Annotated in this window: 18 protein-coding genes; 13 read left to right on the top strand and 5 right to left on the bottom strand. The window is 42.0% G+C overall.

Features of this window, described 5'->3' with window-relative positions; all coding sequences use genetic code 11:
- The first annotated feature begins 37 nt into the window (after positions 1 to 37).
- On the top strand, positions 38 to 2,947 hold the full coding sequence (locus QZT69_RS10555) for an AsmA-like C-terminal region-containing protein (protein WP_294673849.1): 2,910 nt from the start codon (positions 38 to 40) through the stop codon (positions 2,945 to 2,947).
- Between the two features lie 73 nt (positions 2,948 to 3,020).
- On the opposite strand, the gene QZT69_RS10550 is transcribed toward QZT69_RS10555, so the two are convergent.
- Both QZT69_RS10550 and QZT69_RS10545 read right to left on the bottom strand, forming a co-directional pair.
- Positions 3,021 to 3,686, bottom strand: coding sequence for a DUF4956 domain-containing protein (locus QZT69_RS10550; RefSeq protein WP_294673848.1), 666 nt, complete (start codon positions 3,684 to 3,686; stop codon positions 3,021 to 3,023).
- A complete protein-coding gene (locus QZT69_RS10545) occupies positions 3,658 to 4,458 on the bottom strand; it encodes a polyphosphate polymerase domain-containing protein (protein WP_294673846.1) in 801 nt (266 codons plus the stop codon). Before QZT69_RS10545 ends, QZT69_RS10550 begins: the two co-directional genes overlap by 29 nt.
- 198 nt (positions 4,459 to 4,656) lie before the next feature.
- On the opposite strand from QZT69_RS10545, the gene purT reads away from it, so the two are divergent.
- Entirely contained in the window at positions 4,657 to 5,823 is a 1,167-nt protein-coding gene (gene purT, locus QZT69_RS10540; protein WP_294673843.1) for a formate-dependent phosphoribosylglycinamide formyltransferase, read from the top strand.
- 1 nt (position 5,824) lies between these two features.
- Complete coding sequence (locus QZT69_RS10535; RefSeq protein WP_294673842.1) at positions 5,825 to 6,994, top strand: TIGR03862 family flavoprotein; 1,170 nt, start codon at positions 5,825 to 5,827, stop codon at positions 6,992 to 6,994.
- A 78-nt stretch (positions 6,995 to 7,072) separates the two neighbouring features.
- On the opposite strand, the gene QZT69_RS10530 is transcribed toward QZT69_RS10535, so the two are convergent.
- The gene (locus QZT69_RS10530) at positions 7,073 to 7,453 is read right to left on the bottom strand and encodes a hypothetical protein (protein ID WP_294673841.1); all 381 of its coding nucleotides are present in this window, start codon (positions 7,451 to 7,453) and stop codon (positions 7,073 to 7,075) included.
- Positions 7,454 to 7,776: 323 nt separating this feature from the next.
- On the opposite strand from QZT69_RS10530, the gene QZT69_RS10525 reads away from it, so the two are divergent.
- The 9 genes from QZT69_RS10525 to ruvB all read left to right on the top strand — a co-directional run bounded on the left by QZT69_RS10525 (position 7,777) and on the right by ruvB (position 20,807).
- Positions 7,777 to 9,114: a cytochrome c3 family protein gene (locus QZT69_RS10525; protein WP_294673839.1), complete on the top strand. Its 1,338-nt coding sequence runs from the start codon at positions 7,777 to 7,779 to the stop codon at positions 9,112 to 9,114.
- A gap of 33 nt (positions 9,115 to 9,147) precedes the next feature.
- Entirely contained in the window at positions 9,148 to 12,468 is a 3,321-nt protein-coding gene (locus tag QZT69_RS10520) for a TAT-variant-translocated molybdopterin oxidoreductase (protein ID WP_294673837.1), read from the top strand.
- A gap of 20 nt (positions 12,469 to 12,488) precedes the next feature.
- The gene (gene nrfD, locus QZT69_RS10515; protein ID WP_294673835.1) at positions 12,489 to 13,934 is read left to right on the top strand and encodes an NrfD/PsrC family molybdoenzyme membrane anchor subunit; all 1,446 of its coding nucleotides are present in this window, start codon (positions 12,489 to 12,491) and stop codon (positions 13,932 to 13,934) included.
- Positions 13,935 to 13,943: 9 nt separating this feature from the next.
- Positions 13,944 to 14,480: a DUF3341 domain-containing protein gene (locus QZT69_RS10510; protein ID WP_294673833.1), complete on the top strand. Its 537-nt coding sequence runs from the start codon at positions 13,944 to 13,946 to the stop codon at positions 14,478 to 14,480.
- Between the two features lie 45 nt (positions 14,481 to 14,525).
- Positions 14,526 to 15,275, top strand: coding sequence for a cytochrome c (locus QZT69_RS10505; protein WP_294673831.1), 750 nt, complete (start codon positions 14,526 to 14,528; stop codon positions 15,273 to 15,275).
- 28 nt (positions 15,276 to 15,303) lie between these two features.
- Positions 15,304 to 16,500, top strand: a complete 1,197-nt coding sequence (locus QZT69_RS10500; protein ID WP_294673829.1) for a quinol:cytochrome C oxidoreductase — start codon at positions 15,304 to 15,306, stop codon at positions 16,498 to 16,500.
- A gap of 33 nt (positions 16,501 to 16,533) precedes the next feature.
- Entirely contained in the window at positions 16,534 to 17,814 is a 1,281-nt protein-coding gene (locus tag QZT69_RS10495; RefSeq protein ID WP_294673827.1) for a cytochrome c oxidase subunit II, read from the top strand.
- Positions 17,815 to 17,865: 51 nt separating this feature from the next.
- Positions 17,866 to 19,674 (top strand): cbb3-type cytochrome c oxidase subunit I, encoded by a 1,809-nt coding sequence (locus QZT69_RS10490; protein ID WP_294673825.1) that lies wholly within the window; start codon positions 17,866 to 17,868, stop codon positions 19,672 to 19,674.
- A 110-nt stretch (positions 19,675 to 19,784) separates the two neighbouring features.
- Positions 19,785 to 20,807, top strand: coding sequence for a Holliday junction branch migration DNA helicase RuvB (gene ruvB / locus QZT69_RS10485; RefSeq protein ID WP_294673823.1), 1,023 nt, complete (start codon positions 19,785 to 19,787; stop codon positions 20,805 to 20,807).
- Positions 20,808 to 20,900: 93 nt separating this feature from the next.
- Here the strand turns inward: ruvB and QZT69_RS10480 are convergent, their stop codons facing one another.
- Together QZT69_RS10480 and QZT69_RS10475 are read right to left on the bottom strand one after the other, a co-directional pair.
- A complete protein-coding gene (locus QZT69_RS10480) occupies positions 20,901 to 21,254 on the bottom strand; it encodes a hypothetical protein (protein ID WP_294673821.1) in 354 nt (117 codons plus the stop codon).
- On the bottom strand, positions 21,236 to 21,688 hold the full coding sequence (locus QZT69_RS10475; protein WP_294673819.1) for a hypothetical protein: 453 nt from the start codon (positions 21,686 to 21,688) through the stop codon (positions 21,236 to 21,238). Before QZT69_RS10475 ends, QZT69_RS10480 begins: the two co-directional genes overlap by 19 nt.
- 210 nt (positions 21,689 to 21,898) lie before the next feature.
- On the opposite strand from QZT69_RS10475, the gene queG reads away from it, so the two are divergent.
- Positions 21,899 to 22,840 (top strand): tRNA epoxyqueuosine(34) reductase QueG, encoded by a 942-nt coding sequence (gene queG / locus QZT69_RS10470; RefSeq protein ID WP_294673818.1) that lies wholly within the window; start codon positions 21,899 to 21,901, stop codon positions 22,838 to 22,840.
- Positions 22,841 to 23,991: the final 1,151 nt, after the last annotated feature.

Raw genomic sequence — 23,991 nt, 5'->3', positions numbered from 1 at the left:
GATACAATCTTTGGTTAATACTTAAAAATACCTATCAATGGCTAGAAAAGAAAAATTGCCTAAAAAGAAGAAAAGTTTCATTCGCAGACTTTTTAAATGGACAGGACTTACCCTGTTATTCTTGTTAATAGCAATCATCCTTATTCCTATAATTTTCAAGGATGAAATTAAGGAAATGGTATTGAAAGAGGTGAGTAAATCATTGAAGGCCGATGTAACCATCAAAGACTTTGACCTGACTTTTCTATCCACATTCCCAAATGTCACTATCCAATTATATGACACGAAGGTAACAGGTAGAACGGAATTTAAGGGCGTAGAGTTGGCAAGTGTCAAAAATATTGAGGCACATGTAGGTTTATGGGATGTAATCGGTGGAGATGAGATCGAAATTGATGAGGTACATATCTCAGACGCCAAATTTGATGTACGCGTGGATCCGGAAGGAAAAGCGAACTATGATATCGTCATTCCAACTGATTCACTACCCGAAGCAGATCAGGAACCTTCGAAGTTCAAAATGTCTTTGAAAGAATATTCGTTGAAGAACATCGAGATTGTTTATGACGACCAGGCTTCTGACATGTATGCCAATATCAAGAACCTGAATCATACCGGTGAAGGAGATTTGACGGCGGATGTGATTGATTTTGCAACGAGCACTCAAATGGACGAGCTGACCTTCGAAATGGAGGGCCTGAGCTATTTGTCGAAAGTAAAAACCAATGCGGATGTGAACCTATTGATGGAATTCAAGGAAGATGATTCCAAATTTACTCTGAAAGAGAACCATTTTACACTGAACAACTTCAACATGTCTTTGGACGGGTTTTACCAAATGCTGAAAGACTACGACCAGATCGATTTGAAATTGAATACGAAAGAAATCAGCTTCAAGGATCTTTTATCACTCGTTCCAAGCTTCTATCAAAGTGGATACGAAAGCATGATCGCGAAAGGGAACCTGAAAATGAATGGGGAAGTAAAAGGCCGTTTGGACGAGAAAAACCTTCCGGGATGGGATTTCGGGTTGAATGTCAATAAAGCGATGATTCAATACGCAGGCTTAGGATCTATCAGCAATATTAATGTGGATGCAGGTTCAAAGTTTGCGGGGGGGTCTAACCTGGACAAAATGACTTTGGATGTCACGAAATTCCACTCCGAGTTTGTGGGGAACCTGATCGATGCAAACCTGAAATTACGCAATCCTATCACAGATCCGTTGATCAATTCCAATATCAAAGCACGTGTAAATATGGCTACGATCGGGAAAGTGATGCCTCTGGCCGAAGGTGAATCTTACAAAGGAAAACTGAATGCCGATGTAGCTTTAAACGGACGTATGAGCGCCATCGAGACAGAACAATACGAGAAATTTGATGCCAAGGGGCTGATCGAACTATTCGATTTCCTATACAAATCCAAAGACCTGAACGAGGATGTAAACGTGAAAGATTTGACTTTCCGTTTCAGTCCGCAGAACCTGTCATTGGAGAAAATGCACGCGAGCATGGGTAAATCCGATTTCGCGATGGATGGAAAGATCGATAACTATTTGGGGTATTTATTCGGAAATAACGAGAAAGACCAGTTGTTGAAGGGAGCATTCAATTTCAACAGTAACAACCTGGATCTGGATCAGCTGATGGGAGTTTCAGGAACAAGTGCTCCGGCAGCAAACCCGGAATCTGCTCAACCGGCTCCTGTAGATCCAAATGCAGAACCTTTACTGATTCCTGAGAATGTGGATTTCAACCTGAATACCAATGTTCAGAAACTGCATTACAACGGAATTGATGTGAACAATATCAAAGGAAATGTAAACGTGAAAGAAGAAGTTGCTTCTTTGAACGGGTTGACCATGAACACGATGGGTGGAACAGTTGGTCTTCGTGGAAGCTACAGTTCGAAAGATCACAACAAACCGGCAATCGATTTGGGCTACAACCTGAAAGAGATCGATATCAAGGAAATCACATCCCACTTCTTAACGATCGGGAAATTGGCGCCGGTTGCCAAATACGCAACCGGGAAGTTTAGTTCCAATCTAAACATGAAAGGTGATTTGACAAAAGCCCTGGAGCCTGTTTACAATACATTGACCGGGGATGGTGACTTTTTTACCAATACTGTTACGGTGAGTGGTTTTGAACCATTGAAAAAACTCGGAGACGCATTGAGTATGGATAAGATTTCGAATCAGACGTTTAAGGATGTGAAAGCATTCTTCAGCTTTAAGGATGGGAAAATGAGCCTGAAAAAGCCATTGAAGATCAAAATGAGCGGAATTGATACCGAAGTTACCGGTTCTACCTCGTTTACGCAGGATATCGATTATAAAATGGCGATGCAGATCCCGAAAGAAATGATCCCGGGAGGAATTATCAAGGCAGCCGAACAGGGAATTGCAAAAGTAAACGGGATCGCTCCGAAATTGAGTTTAGCATCTATTCCGGATGTTATTCCTGTAAATGCGTTGGTTGGTGGAACAGTGACCAAGCCGGTAATCAAAACAGACTTCAAAGAGGCCTTGCTGAAAGCAACGGGGAACCTGAAGGATAACCTGAAAGAAAAAGGCAAGGAAATGCTCGATAAAGCGAAGGATTCCGTTAAAACGATCGTCAAAGACAAGGTCGATGAAGTGAAAAAAGACCTGATCGCGGAGAAAAACAAAATCATGGCCGATGCGCAGAAAGAAGCTGACAAAGTAAAAGCTGAAGCAAAGAAAGCCGGTGATCAGATCCGCACGGAAGCAGATAAACAGTGTAACGACGCAATGACTGCTGCAGGGTCAAATCCACTTAAGAAAAAGGCTGCTGAGATTGCTTGTAAAGAAGGCAAGAAGAAGGCAGACAACAGTGCAAACAAATTGGAACAGGAAGCACAGACTAAGGCTGATAATATTATGAATAAAGCCCAGGAAAAGGCAGATGCTGTGAAGTAAGGAAAATTATAATCATAAACGAATAGGGCTGGAAAATTTTCCGGCCCTACGTTTTTTTAATATGTAATATTCATTACTCCGAGTCATTTGGCCCGGTACCGGTGCCAAATGATTGAATATCTCCATCGTAAAAAATCATGATTTGGGCAACATCCCGCAGGAAATCTATTTTTCCGATCTCAATACGATTAATTTTCAAGCCGGTTCTTTTTTGAACATCAGTCAACATTTCGTCGTATTTCTCAGGTTGGATCAGGTCAATGCGGTCGTAAACAATAATCTTCCTGGTTTCGTGCTTTAGCAGCCATAAATATTCCAAACCGGCAGTCAGCAGAATCAAACATCCGTTCATCAAAGCCATTTCGGCCAGTGAGATTTTATTGGATGCCAATGCATTGATTACCGAAAGACCAATAACCAGGAACAGGTAAGTCATTTCCTTGATCTCTATTCCTTCCGTGCGATACCTTAAAATTCCGAAGATAGCGAAAAGCCCGAGTCCCATTCCGGTATCGATATCAAGCTTTTTCAGTCCGAAACACAGGAAAAAAGTGATCATTCCGATCAAAAAGTAGGTAAAGAGGTAGTCTTTTCGTCTTGCTTTGGTGTAATACATGAAGCGGATCAGGATGACAAGAACCGCTAAGTTGATGCACATTCTGAATAAAAGCGCATAAAGATCTTCGTTGAAAAAGGAGATGCCGAACAGTTTAAAAGCCGGCTGATGGGCGAGAAGCATGTGATGAATTGTTTATTAGTTTTTGTATAAGTAGCTTTTTTGCTTTGAATCGGTTTGCCTTTAATTGGGTTTCCTCGTAAAGGTCAATCATTCCGAAGCAAAATTTAGATATGCGAAACGGACGAATTAATTCGCGTTTCATTAATTGATAGAAGGGAGAAGTTCTATCGAGTTTGGGCTGTTTCAATTCTGCAATAACAATTGCCGAAAGTGTTTGGTTTTTGGACTCAGGAGAGTCCAATGTTCCGTTTACAATATCAAAATCGATCGTGAGACGTTCCTCAACCAGTTTGTTTACCAGCGTAATGCGCCGATAACTATTCACCATTACCGGTTTTAGGTCTATGTGTTTGCGCAGCCTGCCAAGCAGGAAGGAACGCTGCTCCTGTGAAAAGTCAGAGGTAAAGCCATCAATATTGATTCGGTTCTTGTCTGTTCTTCCCTTGATCTTTTCTTTTACCTCCAGGTAAGATTTGTTACTGTCCAGATAAGTACGGATACGTACCTTAAAACGGTTTGGGATCGATTTGTGATGGTCCTGGAAAAAAGAATAGGAAGGATTGTCGAAATACTGACTGGTGTAATCAAAGATTACTTTTCCGTCTATATTCAAAACATCGTAATATGGACGCATCTCATCAAGGAAAGCTTCCAGTTTACTGATCGGAAAGGCAAACTTCTCATCTACACGGTTCATTAAGGGAGCACGGGATAATTCATCCAATGAAATTCCGTCATAAGTGTGTAACAAGTCAGTTAATCTTTCCTTCATGATTAATTCAAATATAGTTAATAATCTAAATGACGTGATTTTTACGGATGAAGTTGTTTAATTTTTGCAGTAAATGGTTAAAAAAAAGTGGTGTAGACTGGTTTCTATTTAGCGAAAGGTTCAAAAGTTGAATGGGTTAAAAGTTCAAAATCAATTGAACCCGGTGGAACTTTTGAACTCTTTATACTACTTTTGGATATGCAAAAGAAAATTTTACTCCTTGGTTCCGGTGAACTTGGAAAAGAACTGGTAATCGCACTGCAGCGTTTGGGACAAACAGTAATTGCTGTTGACAGCTATGAGAACGCACCTGCCATGCAGGTGGCGGATTCCTTTGAAGTGATCAATATGCTGGATGCCGTTTCATTGGATGCAATTGTTGCAAAGCACAATCCCGATTTAATCGTTCCGGAAATCGAAGCAATCCGTACGGAGCGTTTCTACGAATACGAGAAAATGGGAATCCAGGTGATTCCTTCTGCAAAAGCAGCTAATTTTACGATGAACCGCAAGGCGATCCGTGATCTGGCAGCTAAAGACCTGGGAGTAAAAACAGCTAATTACCTGTATGCCAAAACGGGTGAAGAATTCGAGCAGGCAGTTTTGGAGATCGGTATCCCTTGTGTGGTAAAGCCACTCATGTCGAGTTCCGGGAAAGGCCAGTCTGTTATCCGTTCGAAAGAAGAGATCTCCAAAGCATGGACTTATGCTATTGAAGGTTCCCGGGGGGATTTGAAAGAAGTAATCGTGGAAGAATTTATTCCTTTTGATTACGAGATAACGCTTTTAACAGTAACACAAAATAACGGCGAAACTTTATTTTGCGCGCCGATCGGTCACAGACAGGAACGCGGAGATTACCAGGAAAGCTGGCAGCCAATGCCCATGCATACGGAACATCTGAAAGAAGCACAGGAAATGGCCGCAAAAGTAACGAAAGCACTTGGCGGTTCAGGTTTGTGGGGAGTAGAGTTCTTTATTACAAAAGACGGTGCCTATTTCTCCGAATTATCCCCGCGTCCGCATGATACGGGTATGGTAACGCTTGCAGGAACTCAGAATTTCAGCGAATTTGAACTGCATGCCCGTGCTATACTTGGTTTGCCTATTCCATCGGTTGTTTCTTTGAAAAACGGAGCAAGTGCTGTGGTTCTGGCAGATAGAGAATCCGATTATGCACCCGCTTTTTCCGGTTTGGAAGAAGTGTTGAAAGTGGAAGGTTCTGATGTGCGCATTTTCGGAAAACCAACAACGAGACCTTACCGAAGAATGGCGGTGGTATTGTATTCCGGTGATGAGGAAGTGAGTAAAATTACGGATAAAGCAAAGGAATTGGCTAAGAAAATTACGATTAACTACCGCTGATTTGAAACGCGTAATAATCATTGGCGGAGGTCCCGCCGGATTAATGGCTGCAACGCAATTACTGAAAAGTGATTGTGAAATCTTGCTGTTGGACCAAAAAGCAAGTGTAGGACGTAAATTCCTGGTTGCCGGAGATGGTGGGTTTAATCTCACACATTCTGAAACGCAAAGTGAATTCCGGGAAAAGTATGATTCCGATTGGATTAAGCAGGCTGTCAAACAGTTTTCGAATAAGGATTGGATCAAGTTCCTGAAACAGATCGGCATTGAGACCAAGGTTGGTTCTTCCGGGAAAATCTTTCCGGAGGATGCCATTAAACCGATACAGGTGCTGAATGCCTGGAAACAGCTTTTGGAACCGAGAATTCAGTTTATACTAAACACCCGCTTTGTTGACTTCGATGAAAAGCAAGTGGAGGTAGAACGGGACGGAAAGCTGGAAAAAATCGATTTCGATTACCTGGTATTGGCACTGGGAGGGAAATCCTGGCCGGTTACCGGTTCTGACGGATTTTGGACAGCTGTTTTTGAACAGAAAGGAATTGTGTTGAATCCTTTTCAATCAAGCAATTCAGGATTGGTTCTTTATGAGAACTGGTTGGGAGATTTGGAAGGGAAAATCCTGAAAAATATCCGGGTTTCTGCAGGAGACCAAAGTTGTTCCGGAGATTTGGTCTGCACAAGCTATGGTTTGGAAGGAAAACCGGCTTATGCGATCAATGGAGCATTGCGAAAAATGGAAAAACCGTTTTTCAATGTAGATCTGAAACCTCAGATGACACAGCAAAAGGTGTTTGAGGTGCTGAAAAAGGCAAAAAATCCGTCACAAGGGCTGAAAGAACTGAAATTAGGCGAAGTAGCCATTTTTTGGATCAGGAATTTTGTTTCAAAACAGCGGTTTTTGGATCCTAAAGAACTGGCGAAGGCAATCAAAGAGTTTTCTATAGGAATTAAGGGTTTTCGCCCCATTGAAGAAGTCATTTCCTGTGCCGGAGGTGTTTCGGATGCTGAAATCTCGGAATCGGGTGAGTTGAATAAATTTCCAAATGTATTTGTTGCAGGTGAGATGATTGATTGGGATGCACCTACAGGCGGTTATTTAATCCAGGGATGCGTTTCGAGCGGATGCATTTCTGGTAAAACTATACGAAATCGCCTGCTCGCAGAATGATTTGGGAAATTATCAATTTTTGAATGATCAATTATCAAGGTTGTTCTTCTTGATAATTATCTAATTCATAATTGATAATTATTGATCGATTCTGGGCAAATTAATCTTCTCTTTCACGATAAAGCCGGTAGGAAATTGTGCGGCAGTAGCAGTTTTAACCTTCTCGGCTTCCAGCTGCGTTCTGAAATCACCTACTTTTAAAAAATAATGCGGAGCAACGAATTCTACATAAGTGTCCACTTTGGGAAATTGTGCTGAAAAACGTGATCGGGAATCATCAATAACCGACTTGCTGGAATCAAATGTCAATTGCAAACGGTATCCGATGATTTCAGAGGAAGATCCCTGACTTTGAGCATGCACCAAATCATCGATTCTACTGTCCTTTACAATAGTTACCTGTGCATTTCCAAAGTAAGAAATACCAGTAAGAGCTGTTACCAAAATCAATTTTTTCATATCCGGGAGCTTTTGACAAAGTTAACCGATTTTTTTTAGGTACTCGATTCATTCTGTATTTGCTGATTTCATTGAAAAAAATCATGCCAAAAAACCGGGTCTGAAACCCCATAAAAGAACGTAAGTTGTAGCAAATTAGGGGATTGTTAAGAAATGTGAAAGAATCGAGTTATTTAGAATCATTTTAAATTAAAAAAACGGGTGCAGAAATTGTCATAAAACTGTCACAGAAACCCCTTATTCTTCTAAATTTGCCATCGTCAATTGCTGTGTTAACATAGGGTTGACAACTTATTTTAGAAACAAAAATATCTAATAATCAGATGTTTAGAAGTATAAAACAATGGTGTATCGGTGCGCTTTCGACAGTATTTGTTGTTGGTGCATTTGATAGTTTCGCTCAGGTTGATGGCGGAGCGTTATTTAAGGCGAAGTGCGCTACATGTCACTCTCCACACAAAGATGGTACAGGTCCGAAACTTTTTAAAGTCCGTGAAAAATGGGCTTCAGAAGGTGCGAAAGAAGGATCTATCTATTTGTGGGTGGCGAACTGGAATGCTGCTGCTGCTGCGGATCCGTATGCGAAAAAAGTTTCTGGTTTAAAGTCAACGGCAATGAACACATTCCCGGATTTGGCTGGAAAAACCGAAGAAATTGATGCAATCTTTAATTGGGTTGACGAACAGCCTGATCCGGCTGCTGCTGTTGCGACAGGAGATGCTGGTGCGGGTGCAGGTGCTGTCGGAGAAGTAGAAGAGGACGGACTTTCATGGGTTTGGATCCTGATGGGTGTTGTCTTTGCTGTAATTATTATGGCTGTTGGCGGTGTTCGTCGTCAGTTGAGAAATGCAACAAGAGAACATGAAGGTCACGCTGTGAACGATGAGCTTTCATTCGGACAGGAGTTCAAGGCGTGGGCTTGGAAATACAAGCGTTATGTTGGTCTTGGAGGATTAGTGATCGTAATGTCTTTGATTGTTTCATTATTCCTTTCCCTTTATTCAATTGGAGTATTGGAGGATTATCAGCCATCACAGCCGATCGAATTCCCGCATGATATCCACGCAGGAAAGAACGGGATTGATTGTAAGTATTGTCACAACTCTGCTGATAACGGAAAAACGGCAGGTATTCCAACGGTGAACGTTTGTATGAACTGTCACAAGCAGATCAATGGAAATACTCCGGAACAACAAGAGAAAATCGCTAAGATTTATGCTGCTGCCGGTTACGATCCTGCAACTCAGAAGTACTCCGGGAAAACAAAAGAGATTATCTGGAACAAAGTTCACGTTTTACCTGATCACGTTTACTTCAACCACCAGCAGCACGTAGTTGCAGGACAGGTAGATTGTAAGCAGTGTCACGGTGATATGACAAAAATGAATGAAACTGCTAAAGTTCAGCCGGTTTCCGAATTGAACAAGATCGAAGGTAACGTTCCGTTGACAAAAGCAACTTTGACAATGGGATGGTGTATCGAATGTCACGCTGAGAAAGAAATTTCTTCAGGGTCATTGGATTCAAAAGGAAGCAATTATTACAATGAAATACATAACCGTTTGTTAAAAGACAGAAAATTATACAACAAGTTCCTTGAGGACAAGAAAATAACGGTTAAAGAATTAGGTGGTTGGGAATGTGCTAAATGTCACTATTAATCAATCCAGAACAGTAGAACAAAGATTATGGCTATGTCAAAAAAATATTGGAAAGGTCTTGATGAATTGCATGAAACGCCAGCATTCATTGAGTCAAGAGACCAGGAGTTTTCTCCGTCTGTTTCTGTTGACGAATTCTTAGGTGATGATCAACTTGCTGAAACATCTACGGCACGTCGTGACTTCTTGAAATTCTTAGGATTCAGTGTCGCAGCTGCTACAGTTGCTGCATGTGAAGCGCCGGTTACAAAAGCTATTCCTTACGTTGTTAAACCGGAAAACGTAACACCGGGTGTTGCAACCTGGTATGCTTCCACGTATTACGATGGAAATGCTTACGCAAGTATTGTTGTTAAAACACGTGAAGGTCGACCTATTTATATTAAAGGAAACCGTGATTTCGGATTTACGCAGGGAGCTCTGACTCCTCAGATCGTTTCATCCGTTCTTTCTCTTTACGATAATGCTCGTTTAAAAACAGCACAGGCTAAAGGTGGAAAAGATATTTCATGGGATAAGTTGGATGGAGCTGTAAAAGCTGCATTGGCTGATATCAAGAAATCAAACGGTAAAGTTGCTTTCGTTGCAAATTCGGTAATTTCTCCTTCTATGCAAGGTGCAATCGTAGACTTGTCTACAAGCATCTACGGAGAAGTGAAAGATGCAAATGGAATGGCAACTGTTCACCCGAACTTTAACTTTATCCAATACGACGCAATTTCTTACGCCGGAATGCGTGAGGCTAACCTGGAGTCATTCGGAATGCGTGCTATTCCTGATTATGATTTCACACAGGCTAAAACAATCGTTAGTATTGGTGCAGACTTCTTGTCAACCTGGTTGCTTGGAAATGCTTTCTCTGCTGATTACGGAAAACGCCGTAACCCGGATGGAGAATGGATGAGCAAACACTTCCAGTTCGAATCAACAATGTCTATCACAGGTTCAAACGCAGATTACCGCGGAATGATCAAGCCTAGTGAGCAGGCAAATGTATTGGCTTATATCCTTGGTAAATTCGGGGTGAATGCAGGAGTTTCTTCTGCTCTTCCGAAAGAAGCACAAGCGGTTGCTGATCAGGCTGTAAAAGCATTGAAGGCATCCAAAGGTATGTCAGTGGTTGTTTCCGGTTCCAATAACAAAGCGATTCAGATCTTGACTAACAAACTGAACAGCGTATTGGGAGCTTACGGAAAAACAATCCTTTTCGATAAACAATTACAAATGTTCCAATCAGAAGATGCGAAAATGCAGAAATTGGTTTCTGATGTTATCGCAGGAAAAGGACCGGATGCGGTATTCTTCTTAGGAACAAACCCTGTTTACAACTTACCGAATGGTAAAGCGTTTGCAGCGGCACTTGAAAATGTAAAACTAAGCCTTTCATTATCCGGATACGGAGATGAAACAGCTACAAAATGTACATACATTGCTCCTGACCACCATGCATTAGAGTCATGGATGGATTACAATCCGAAAGCAGGTCATTATGCAATCGCACAGCCTACAATCCGTCCGTTATTCGATACAGCTTCAGCGATGGAGTCTCTATTGGTTTGGGCAGGAAAGAAAAATCGTGGAGGAAAAGATTCACGTGTAGCATACGAATACATTCAAAAGAATTGGGAAATGTATGGTTTCCCAATGCAGACAAAATACACGGATTTCAATACGTACTGGGAAATGGCTATTCACAATAGCTGTAACGAAGATTTCGTAATGCCGGGTGCTCCTGTAGCGTTCAATGACGCTGCTATGGGTAAAGTGGCAGGTAAATTACCTAAATCTGGTTCTCTTGAAGTTGTATTGTACCAAAAAGCAGGTATCGGAAACGGAGATATGGCTGGTAACCCATGGTTGCAAGAGATGCCGGACCCGATTTCCAAAGTGACTTGGGATAACTACATCACCATGTCGCCTGAGACAATGAGAAAAGAAGGTTACGCAACAACTTTCGACCAGGAGAACGGATTGAACATGGCAACTGTAAAAGTTGGTGGTGAATCAATCACACTTCCTGTTTATCCTTCACCGGGGCAAGCTGCGGGTACTATCGGTATCGCTCTTGGATACGGACGTGGAGAAGGAAACGAAAACATCGGTAACGCGGCATTCGTAACAAAGCAATACGGAGGTTTCGAAACAGATGCTAAAGGTAACCGCGTATCAGTTGGTAAAAATGCATTCCGTTTCCTTACATGGGAGAATGGAACTTACCAAAACAACGTAGTTGGTTCCATTGCAAAAGCAGGAAACGACCTTTATCCGATCGCAGCAACGCAAATTCACCATACGGTAATGTCCCGTAACTCTATCGTTAGAGAAACAACTTTGGATATTTACCAAAATGAAGAGCCGGGAGCTTACAACCACAAGCACGTGTTACATACGCATGAAGGTGAAGTTCCGATCTCTGAATTCGATTTATGGGATGCACATCCGGTAGAAAATATCGGTCACCGTTGGGGAATGACAATCGACTTGAACCAGTGTTTTGGTTGTGGTGTTTGTATCATTGCTTGCCAGGCTGAAAACAATATTCCTGTAGTTGGAAAAGACGAAGTACGCAGAGGTCGTGAAATGCACTGGTTGCGTATCGATCGTTACTTTGCATCCAGCGAAGAAGCAGCAGTAGGAACACGTAAAGATCCTGTTCTTGGACATTTGGATTACGTAGAATCTGAAATCCCTACTGCAAACCCGGCTGTAGTTCACATGCCGATGATGTGTCAGCAGTGTAACCACGCTCCGTGTGAAACGGTTTGTCCGGTTGCTGCAACAACACACTCAAATGAAGGATTAAACCAAATGACTTATAACCGTTGTATCGGTACTCGTTACTGTGCTAACAACTGTCCTTACAAGGTTCGTCGTTTCAACTGGTTTAACTACCCATCTTATAAGAAATTTACAGAGATCAACCCTGCTCAGGACGATTTAGGACGTATGGTATTGAACCCTGACGTTACAGTTCGTACACGTGGTGTGATGGAGAAGTGTTCATTCTGTGTTCAGAAGATCCAATCTGTAAAACTAGAAGCTAAAGTTCAAAACCGTACGGTTCAGGACAGCGACTTCGAATCTGCTTGTTCAGATGCGTGTCCTGCAGGAGCAATCGTATTCGGTGACTGGAATGATGTCAACTCTAAGATCCGCAAAGTATCGGGAGATAAGCGTTCATACCAGGCTTTGGAAGAAGTAGGAGTGAAGCCGAATGTTTGGTACCAGGTTAAAGTTCGTAACAACGACAATACGGAATTGGACAGATTGGTTGCAGAAGCTAAGAAAGAAGAAGCTGCTGCTCACCATGGTGGACACCACGCTGGAAAACATGAAAGTAAGTCAAATCATTAATTGCTTAAAATTAAAGTCTAATGCATAAGGAAGCTGCAATTCGTGAACCCCTCATATTAGGTCACAAAACGTATCACGAGATTACCGAGGACGTATGTAAACCGATTGAGGATAAAGCACCGCGCATGTGGTACATTTTATTCGGTATCGCTTTAGTTATCGGATTATACGGAGTAGGATGTATCTTTTACTTGTTAGGAACAGGTATCGGAGTTTGGGGTCTTAACAAGACCATTGGTTGGGCTTGGGATATTACCAACTTCGTTTGGTGGGTAGGTATCGGTCACGCCGGAACCCTGATCTCAGCCGTATTGTTATTGTTCCGTCAAAAATGGAGAATGGCGATTAACCGTTCTGCTGAGGCGATGACAATCTTCGCGGTATTCATGGCAGGTTTGTTCCCGCTGATCCACATGGGTCGTTTATGGGTAGGTTACTGGACTCTTCCATTGCCAAACCATTTCGGTTCATTATGGGTTAACTTCAACTCACCGCTATTATGGGACGTATTTGCGATCTCTACGTATCTTTCCGTATCACTGGTTTTCTGGTATATCGGTTTGATACCTGATTTCGCTACGATCCGTGACCGTGTTAAGAAGCCGATTCCAAAGAAAATGTATTCAATCCTTTCTTTCGGTTGGTCAGGACGTGCTAAGCACTGGAACCGTTTCGAATTGGTTTCCCTGGTACTTGCAGGTGTTGCTACACCACTTGTATTCTCGGTTCACTCGATTGTATCCTTTGACTTTGCTACATCGGTTATTCCGGGATGGCATACCACTATCTTCCCTCCGTACTTCGTTGCGGGAGCGGTATTCTCCGGATTCGCGATGGTACAAACGCTTCTTTTGGTGATGCGTAAGGCGATGAAATTGGAAGCTTACATCCACACGAAGCACGTAGAGTATATGAACATCGTAATCATGGTTACAGGTTCGATCGTAGGTACGGCATATATCACCGAGTTATTTATTTCCTGGTACTCAGGTGTTGAATACGAAGCATACGCATTCTTCAACAGAGCAACGGGACCATACTGGTGGGCTTACTGGGCGATGATGACATGTAACGTGGTTTCTCCACAGTTGATGTGGTTCAAAAAATTACGCAGAAGTTTATTGTTTACATTCATCATCTCGATTGTTGTAAACATCGGTATGTGGTTTGAGCGTTACGTAATTATCGTTACTTCCATCCACCGCGATTACTTACCTTCTTCCTGGTCTATGCACTACCCGAGTCACATCGACTTAGGTGTATATGTAGGAACGATCGGTTTATTCTTCGTATTCTTCTTGTTGTTCGCTCGTTTCTTCCCGGTATTGGCGTTGAACGAATTGAAAACAATCTTGAAATCATCCGGTGAATCTTATAAGAACGATACCGCTCCGGTTCACCCTTATTTTGCAAAAAACGGTCATGGTAGTCACGGACACGATGATCACGATACTCATAATCATTAATAGAGAAACATGGCAGAGAAAGTAATTTATGCAATGTATGACGACGACGATGTACTAAAAGATGGTGCAAAGAAGTTAGTCGCTAAAGGAGTTAAAGTAGCTGACGTGTTTTCTCCGTTCCCGATTCACGGTATTGATCCGATCATCGGTGTTAAGCATACACGTTTGGGTATTATGGCATTCTTATACGGTTTGACAGGTACTGCACTGGCAACTTTGGGAATGAATTATTTCATGATTCATGACTGGCCGATGAACATCGGTGGTAAACCAAGCATGACCTATTTGGATAACGTTTTGGCTTTCATTCCGATTACATTTGAGTTTACAGTATTGTGTGCTGCTCACGGAATGGCGATCACTTATTTATTATTGAATAAGACATTGCCAGGAATGCCGGCAACAAACCCTGATCCTCGTACGACAGATGATAAATTCGTAATGGAATTGCGTTTGTCAGACAACGGTCAGTTCTCGGAAGGGGAATTGATGACGATGTTGAATGAGACAGGAGTGATAGAAATAGATCAAAAAGATATTCATTAATTAACTGTAGATCTTAAGTCTTACAGCGTTTAAAGACCAATACAGATGAAAGTAAAATTCAAGGCATTTGCACAGTTTTCAGTAGTAGCGTTGCTAGCGGCAGCGTGTACTTCGGATCCTGATAGTGCAGGTTTAGAATACATGCCTGATATGTATCGTTCTCCTGCGGTTGAACCATATGTTGATTATGGTGAAGTTCGCGGACAAATCAATGACGAATTCAAAATGCGCCGTTCCGCAATGGTTCCGCCTCGTTATGCAATTCCTTATTGGGGTACTGATTCGGCAACTGTTCATACCTTACTTCCATACCACCGTATGCCGGGTAGATTGTTTGCAGAAACTCACGGTTTGTACCAATATGATTTGTCTTCGAATGAAGATGCGGATTACGAATACAAAATGGCTGCTGCTGATGTGAATCCATTGAAGTTGACTTCTCAGGAAGTTGCTGATAAAATTTTCGCTGAAGGAAAGGCATTGTACCAGGTAAACTGTAATCACTGTCATGGTGAGAAAGGTGACGGAGAAGGTCCAATGGTTAAATCCGGAGCTTATACCGGTGCGGCTGTGTTGAGTGGCTTAACGATTGCTGAAGGTCAAATGTTCTATTCTATTTACTACGGTAAAGGAATGATGGGGGCTCATGCATCTTTGTTGAACAAGAAAGAGATCTGGACTTTGGTTCACTACGTAAGAAAATTCCAGGACCAAAAGTATGGAACGTTCGATGCTAACGGTGCTCAAGCATGGGGAACTATGGCAGTAGCAGTAGATACAACTGCAAAAAAGTAATATTTACTAAGATAGAAAACGAATAGAAATGGAATTCAAGATTTCATCAAAAGCAAAATCCCTTACGGTAGTCCTGATGTTGTTAGGAGTTATCGGCCTGTGTTTAGGTATTTGGGTAGAATTTAGCTGCCATGGAGGTGAGCATTTTAAAACACGTTTCTTAGGAAACCTGTTGGTAGATAGCTTCTTCTTCTTTGCAATCGGTTTGGGAGCATTGTACTTCTTGGCTTTGCAGTACGCCACTGAAACAGGTTGGTATGCATCTGTAAAGCGCATTATTGAAGGAGTAGCAGGTTACCTACCTTACGGTATCGGATTAATGTTGATCACTTTGTTGACACTTTCTTTGATGAAAGGCGGAGGTATCTATATGTGGATGGACTCTGAGCACGTACAGCACGACCCGATCTTAGTAAAGAAGTCAGCTTATTTGAACCAGGTTTTCTTCTGGATCAGAACATTGGCTTACATGGGAGTTTACTTCATCTTCTGGAGAGGTTTCAAAATGCGTTCATTGGAAGAGGATCGTGTGGGTGGATCAGCTATTCACTTCACGAACTATAAAAAAGGAGCATTGTTCTTAGTATTCTTTGCGGTATTCTCCTCAACTTCTGCCTGGGACTGGATCATGTCAATTGATGCGCACTGGTTCTCAACATTGTTCGGATGGTACGTATTTGCTGGAATGTGGTGTTCTACAATGGTTGTTTTGGTAACATTGACATTGTACCTGAAAAAACAAGGATACCTTTCTAAAGTAAACGAAAACCACATCCACGATTTAGGAAAATGGACATTCGCTACTTCTTTCCTGTGGTCTTACTTGTGGTTCTCTCAATTCATGTTGATTTGGTATGCCAACATTCCTGAAGAGGTAACTTACCACTTGACTCGTATTGAAGACTTCAAATTATTATACTTCGGTATGTTCTTCATCAACTTCGCATTCCCAATGTTGTTGTTAATGTCCCGTGATGCGAAAAGACACGCTGGTGTATTGACTGCAGTAGGGGTAATCATTTTCGCAGGTCACTGGGTAGATGCTTACTTAATGGTAATGGGAGGTTCAATGGGTAAACATGCTTACATCGGGGCAATGGAAATTGGAATGGCGTTATTGTTCTTAGGATTCTTCATCAGAGTGATCTTAACGAACCTGACAAAAGCTCCATTGATGCCGGTAAATCACCCGTTCCTGGACGAAAGTATTCACCACGAAATTTAATAAGGCACTTGTTGTTACGATAAAATAAAAAACATGACAAAGCTAATCGTATTAATAGTTATCATTTTAGGAGTTATTGCCATCGCACAGTTGGTGCGTATGTACGAGCTTTCTTCTAAATTAAGAAACCGTCGTGAGGAAGATATTCCGAATCGCGATAACCGTTTAAACGCAACCTTATTATTGGTGTTTATGTTCGCGTTTTTCGCGTCCGTATTGTACTTATTCGCTGAATATGGATTTACTGGTCGTGGAGAAGCTGCTTCCGTTCATGGAAAAGGAACTGACTGGTTGATGGATTTGAACTTGTGGATCATTATTGCAGTATTCTTCTTAACGAATGCTTTACTGTTCGGATTCGCATTTAAGTACGTACGCAAACCGGGAGTGAAAGCATACTGGTTCCCGCATGACAACCGTTTGGAGTTGGTTTGGACAGTGGTTCCGGCAATTGTTCTTGCAGTGATCATCATCTTAGGTTTGAGATCATGGAATGAGCAGACTGATAATGCTTCCAAAGAAGCAATCAGAATCGAGTTGTTCTCCAAGCAGTTTGACTGGACAGTTCGTATGTCAGGTGATGACAATACACTGGGGTATTTCGATTACAAATTGACAAACGAAAACAACCCAATGGCTTTGTTAACTACAAAGACAATCCAGGATGCAATCGACAGTATGGAAAACAGTTCAACAGGAATTCGTGCATTGGAGGCTAAATTGAACGATCCTAAATTGATTTTTGTTCCTGAAGACCATGACTTAATGGTGAAGGATTTGGCTAGAAAAGAGCGCATGATTCGTTTGCTTTACCAATTGAAAGCACGTCACAACAGCGCATTGGATGCACGAGCAATGGACGATATCGTATTCAACGCAAATGATACATTATTCTTGTGTAAAGGACAGGAGTATGAATTCAACTTCCGTTCGAAAGATGTGATTCACTCTGCATACTTCCCTCATTTCCGTGCGCAAATGAACACGGTTCCGGGACAAACGACACGTTTCAAGTTTACACCGTCCATCACAACATCTGAAATGCGTGACAAAATGCATAACCCGCAGTTTAACTACGTGTTGATGTGTAACAAGATCTGTGGTTCTTCGCACTACAAAATGAAGTTAATGGTTGTTGTATTGGATAAACCTGCTTACAACAAGTGGTATAAGAAAGTTTCTAAATTGGATCCTAAGGCAGCTGATGCTTGCAAGACCTTCAGAAACATTTATGCAGTTGGTAAACCAAAGGCAGCGGCTCCGGCTGATTCAACTGCTGTAGCAGCAAAGGACTCTGTTCCGGCAGCAATGTAATCAATCGGAAAGTAATTAATTAAGTAAACAATAAAGTAAAAAAATAAAATCATGGCAGCTCACGAAGCACACGCACATCAGGACGCTCATGGACATCACCACCATGAAGAAGGTTTTATTTCTAAATATATTTTTAGTCAAGACCATAAAATGATTGGAAAGCAGTTCTTGATGACTGCTGTATTTATGGGGGTAGTAGCAATGTTGCTATCTATTTTGTTCCGTATCCAATTGGCTTGGCCGGGAGAGGAATCAGATTTCTTATCCTTTTTCTTGGGTGAAACCTGGGCTCCGGGAGGAGTAATGAAGGAAAGTATGTACTTAGGTTTGGTTACGATCCACGGTACGATCATGGTATTCTTCTTGCTGACAGGTGGTTTGTCCGGTACTTTCTCGAACTTACTTATTCCGTTGCAAATTGGTGCGCGTGATATGGCTTCCGGTTTCCTGAATATGTTGTCATACTGGATGTTCCTGATCTCTTCATTGATCATGTTGTTTTCTTTGTTTATTGAAACAGGACCGGCATCTTCAGGTTGGACGATCTACCCTCCTTTGTCTGCTTTACCGCAAGCAATCGAAGGTTCCGGTTTGGGTATGACTTTATGGTTGGTTTCCATGACTATTTTCATTGCTTCGTCTTTGTTGGGTTCATTGAACTACATCGTTACAATCTTTAACTTGCGTACAAAAGGAATGAAAATGACTCGTTTGCCATTGACAATCTGGGCATTCTTCATTACTGCAATCTTAGGGGTATTATCTTTCCCGGTCTTATTATCTGCTGCTTTGTTATTGATGATGGACCGTTTGGCAGGAACTTCTTTCTACCTTTCCGATATCATTGTTGGTTCTGAAATGTTGGAAAACCATGGTGGTTCTCCGTTATTGTACCAACACTTATTCTGGTTCCTTGGTCACCCGGAAGTATATATCGTATTATTACCTGCATTGGGTCTGACTTCAGAAATTATCTCTACGAACTCACGTAAGCCGATCTTCGGTTACCGTGCGATGATCGGTTCAATCCTTGCGATCGGTTTCTTATCGTTCATTGTATGGGGTCACCACATGTTCATTACAGGTATGAACCCGTTCATCGGATCGGTATTCGTATTTACAACTTTGTTGATTGCAATTCCTTCAGCTGTAAAAGTGTTTAACTACATTACTACAATCTGGAGAGGATCCAACATCTATACTCCTGCCATGTTGTTCTCAGTTGGATTGGTTTCCACGTTCATCACCGGTGGTGTTACGGGGATTATCCTTGCTGACTCTGCTTTGGATATTGCTGTTCACGATACGTATTTCGTTGTCGCTCACTTCCACATTGTAATGGGGATGTCGGCTGTATTCGGAATGTTCGCAGGTGTTTACCACTGGTTCCCTAAAATGTACGGACGTATGTTGAACACTCGTTTAGGATACGCTCACTTCTGGGTAACTATCGTTGGAGCTTACGGGGTATTCTTCCCGATGCACTTCGTTGGATTAGCGGGAGCACCTCGTCGTTATTACGATTATTCGGTTTACGGTGATTTTGATAAACCAACACAAGACATGATTATGGACCTGAATATCATCATCACGGTGTTTGCGATTATCGCAGCATTCGGTCAGTTGATTTTCTTGTTCAATTTCTTCTATAGTATTTACAGAGGTCCGAGAGCGGTTCAAAACCCTTGGAAGTCAAATACACTTGAGTGGACTACACCGGTTGTTCATGTACACGGAAACTGGCCTGGGGCAATTCCTGAAGTTCACCGTTGGCCTTACGATTACTCGAAACCGGGAGCAGAGGAGGATTTTATTCCTCAAATTGTTCCTTTGGCTGAAGGCGAAGAAGGAGATCACTAGAATCTTGATATAAAATTGAAATCCCTGCTTGGAAACGAGTGGGGATTTTTGTGTTAACACGGAATCTATGTGGTTTAATGAAATCTGATTTTGTATTTTTGTACTTAACAATGGAAGAAGAATCATTCGACTATAGATCTGAGACATCGAATCCTGAGAAGGAATACGACAAAGTATTACGCCCGAAATTATTGAACGATTTCGCAGGTCAGCCTCAGGTCGTGGAGAATTTGGAGATCTTTGTTCAAGCTGCTGTTAAGCGCAACGAACCATTGGATCATGTTTTGCTGCATGGACCTCCGGGACTTGGAAAGACCACTTTGGCAAATATCATTGCGAATGAGTTGAATGTTGGATTTAAAGTCACCAGCGGGCCTGTTTTGGATAAGCCAGGCGATCTTGCGGGACTTTTAACCAATCTCAGTAAAGGCGATGTACTTTTCATTGATGAAATCCATCGTTTGAGCCCGGTTGTGGAAGAGTACCTTTATTCTGCCATGGAGGATTATTGCATTGATATTCTAATTGATTCAGGAGCGAATGCCAGAACGGTTCAGATCAGTCTGAACCCTTTTACCCTTATTGGTGCTACAACGCGTTCAGGCTTGCTTACAGCGCCTCTTAGGGCCCGTTTTGGTATTAATTCCCGTTTGGAGTATTACAACGTTGAAACGCTGGCTTCCATTGTGGAACGCTCGGCAGAATTACTGGACATTCCAATTCAGGAACAGGCGGCTTTTGAAATTTCAAGAAGAAGCCGGGGAACACCACGAATTGCCAATGCAATTTTACGTCGGGTTCGTGACTTTGCACAAGTAAAGGGAGACGGAACGATTACTTTGGCTATCACACAACATGCACTGGATGCATTGAACGTTGACAAATACGGTTTGGACGAAATGGATAACCGAATTTTGAAAACACTGATCGATAAGTTTAAAGGCGGACCTGTGGGATTAACCACTATTGCTACAGCAATCGGTGAAAATGCCGGAACTCTGGAAGAAGTGTATGAACCCTTTTTGATCCAGGAAGGATTTTTGATGCGGACCCCGCGCGGAAGAAAAGCAACTGAAAAAGCATTCAAACACCTGGGCTTCGATATGGGGTGGCAGCAAGGTGGATTATTCTAATACTCTTAGTTATATAACGAAATCCTAAAAATAGGATATCATGTTTTAAACAGTAGGGGCGAATAATTATTCGCCCCTACTGTTTGTATGATCTTATAAATACTGATTGGCAACCAGCCATTTCACAATGCGCTCCAATACCCATTGATTGCGGTCAATAGCAGACGCACTGAACGTAATATTATCTGCCGAAGCCATCGGTACTACACGCTTCAAATTGTCTTTCATAGTCTGCATCTCGCAATTTTTTGCGTTGTTGCCTCCTGTGAATGTCGCTTTGGCAATAGTCACCCCGGAAGGCAGCTTGAACTCATAGGTATCGTTTCCGGTACTTTTAACGCTGATATCCTTAAAGCTTCCGATTGTTTTGGAATCCTGTTCAATGGTTTTATCCTCTTTTAGATTAAGAGGCCAGCTTTTGTTGCGGTTTACCAAAGTGTAATCCATAGCGATCTTAGGTGCTTTCCCTTTTTTGGCAATGAATTCCTGGACTTTTTTATCATCCAGTTTTCCATCGGCAAAAATTCCGCTTTCCCTAACAATTTGGCAAAAGACTTCTCCGTTCCCATTTTGGACACGGTGAAAATACCGATTTGATTAGCCGTTAAAAACGTAAGACGGTAGAAGTGGTCCATGTTGTTATTGGGATCTTGTTCGAATTCTCCGGCATAAGCCCCGATAATTAATTTTTCCCCGTCCATGGAACTCACTTCAAACGTGCTGGTTAAACCCATGTTCTCGGAATCTTTGATTTTAGTAATCCGGGCTACGTCCACGCCGTCAATTGTTAAAAGACCGTCTACATAAGTGTACTCGGATTTTTGAGCTAGTAAAGAAAATGCTCCGAATAAAGGAAGCATTAAAAGAAAGAGTTTCTTCATATAAGTGATTTTTGTTTGGAATATTTACACTTAACCGTTTAAAGTGTTCAACAAAGATACCGAAACAATTTAGTGTCAACGGATTAATTCATTTTTTGTATTCCCGGTAAACCCGGGAACGAAATGGAACATCGGGTTCACTGGTTTTCAAAACTCGGCTGGTATTACTAATTTAGCTTCTGTATTCCGGAGAAGACTTTGTTTTAAATCATGCAGCAGGATCAGTTAAAAAAACGCATTCGAACGAAAGCTGAAGACATCGGCTTCCTGCACGTGGGTTTTTCCAAGGCTGATTTTTTAGCCTCTGAAGAACCGCGATTGGTTAATTGGCTGAAAGCGGAAAAGCACGGGAAAATGGGATACATGGAAAATCACTTCGATATGAGACTGGACCCGCGTATTTTGGTTCCCGGTGCTAAAACAGTGATCTCCCTGGCGTACAATTATTTTCCTGCGGAAACGCAACGGGCAGACACATTCCAAATTTCCAAATACGCTTACGGCAAAGATTATCACGACGTTGTCAGAGCTAAATTGAGACAATTGGTTTCTGAACTGCAGCAGGAAATCGGGGAAATAGAAGGCCGGGTTTTTGTCGATAGTGCACCGATTCTCGAGAAAGCATGGGCAGAAAAAAGCGGTGTGGGCTGGGTAGGTAAGAACGGGAATTTAATCCAGCCGAAGACCGGTTCGTTTTTCTTCCTTGCCGAAATCATTTGTGATTTGGAAATCGAACCCGACGGACCAATGCGTGATTACTGCGGTACCTGTACGAAATGTATAGATGCCTGCCCCACAGATGCGATCGAAGCGCCTTATATTGTGAACGGGTCCAAATGCATTTCCTATGCCACTATTGAATTGAAAGACGCAGATTTACCGGAATTGTTTCGCGGAAATATGAATAACTGGGTTTATGGCTGCGATATCTGCCAGGATGTTTGTCCATGGAACCGGTTTTCGAAGCCTCACAGTGAACCCGAATTTGAAGCGAAGCAAGAGATTTTGTCTTTTTCTCCGAAGGAGTGGCTGGAATTGGATGAACTTGCATTTCAAAATATCTTCAAGGGAAGTGCTGTGAAACGCACGAAATTCGCGGGATTGAAACGGAATATATTCTTTGTGGATCCCGATTCAGGTTTCACGAACTAAATTTTCTTCCTGTTTATTTAATGATTTATTAAACCATTGATAATAAATCATATCATAGGTGAAAACTACAACATGAAACAAACTATCTTACTGGCCGCACTTGCATGCAGCTTTATCACCGGATCAGCCTATTCACAAGGATTATACGACCGATCTGCCGTTCAGAAAATTGAAATTTTCTTTGGCTTTTCGAATTGGGATTCCCAACTGGATGCGCTTGCTTCCACAACGGAAGATTATTTGCTCGCAGATTCTGTCCGTATCAATGGAATTGTTTTCGACAGCGTCGGTGTAAAATATAAGGGAAACAGCTCCTACAATGCAAACAACAATAAAAATCCGATACATATTGAGCTGGATTACATACATGGAAGTTATGATTATGAAGGATATACGGATATCAAATTACAGAACGGTTACCAGGACCCGTCCATGATCCGTGAGGTGCTTTCGTATGCAATACTGGAGCAGTACATGGATTGTCCGAAGGCCAATTTTGCAAACGTTTATATCAATGGAAGCTTGCGTGGTTTATACTCAAACGCAGAAAGTATCAACAAGAAATTTAACGGTGACCATTATTACACTTCCGATGGAACATTCTTTAAATGCAATCCTATCGGAGGAGCTGGCCCCGGAGCGGGAGTAAACCCCGATTTGAAGTATTTGGGTTCCGACAGTTCACTTTATTCCAACGGGTATGAATTGAAATCGGATTACGGATGGAGCGACCTGGTTGATCTGACTAATACATTGAACAATAACTTTTCGGACATTGAAACGAAATTGGATGTGGACCGGGCCTTATGGATGCTTGCATATAACAATGTGTTGGTTAACCTGGATTCATACTCAGGGGCTTTTCGACAAAACTATTACCTGTACCGGGATTTGAATGATCGGTTTGTTCCGACAGTTTGGGATCTGAATATGAGTTTTGCCGGTTTTCCCGGAGGTCCTGCTCAGGGGCAGTCTTATACAGCTGCCACACTTGATCCCTTTTCAAACAGTACATCTGCGGATCACCCGTTAATCAAAAAAATGATCGCGGATCCGATGTACAAGCGTATGTACATCTGTCTCTTATACACATCTCCGAGCCCACGAGACTCCTGAGCATCTCGTATGCCGTCTTCTGCTTGAAAAAAAAA

The sequence above is a fragment of the uncultured Fluviicola sp. genome (assembly GCF_902168135.1).
Classification (GTDB): Bacteria; Bacteroidota; Bacteroidia; order Flavobacteriales_D; family Crocinitomicaceae; genus Fluviicola.
Note: the sequence above shows the minus strand (reverse complement) of the source record. Positions and strands in the feature narration are given on the sequence as shown.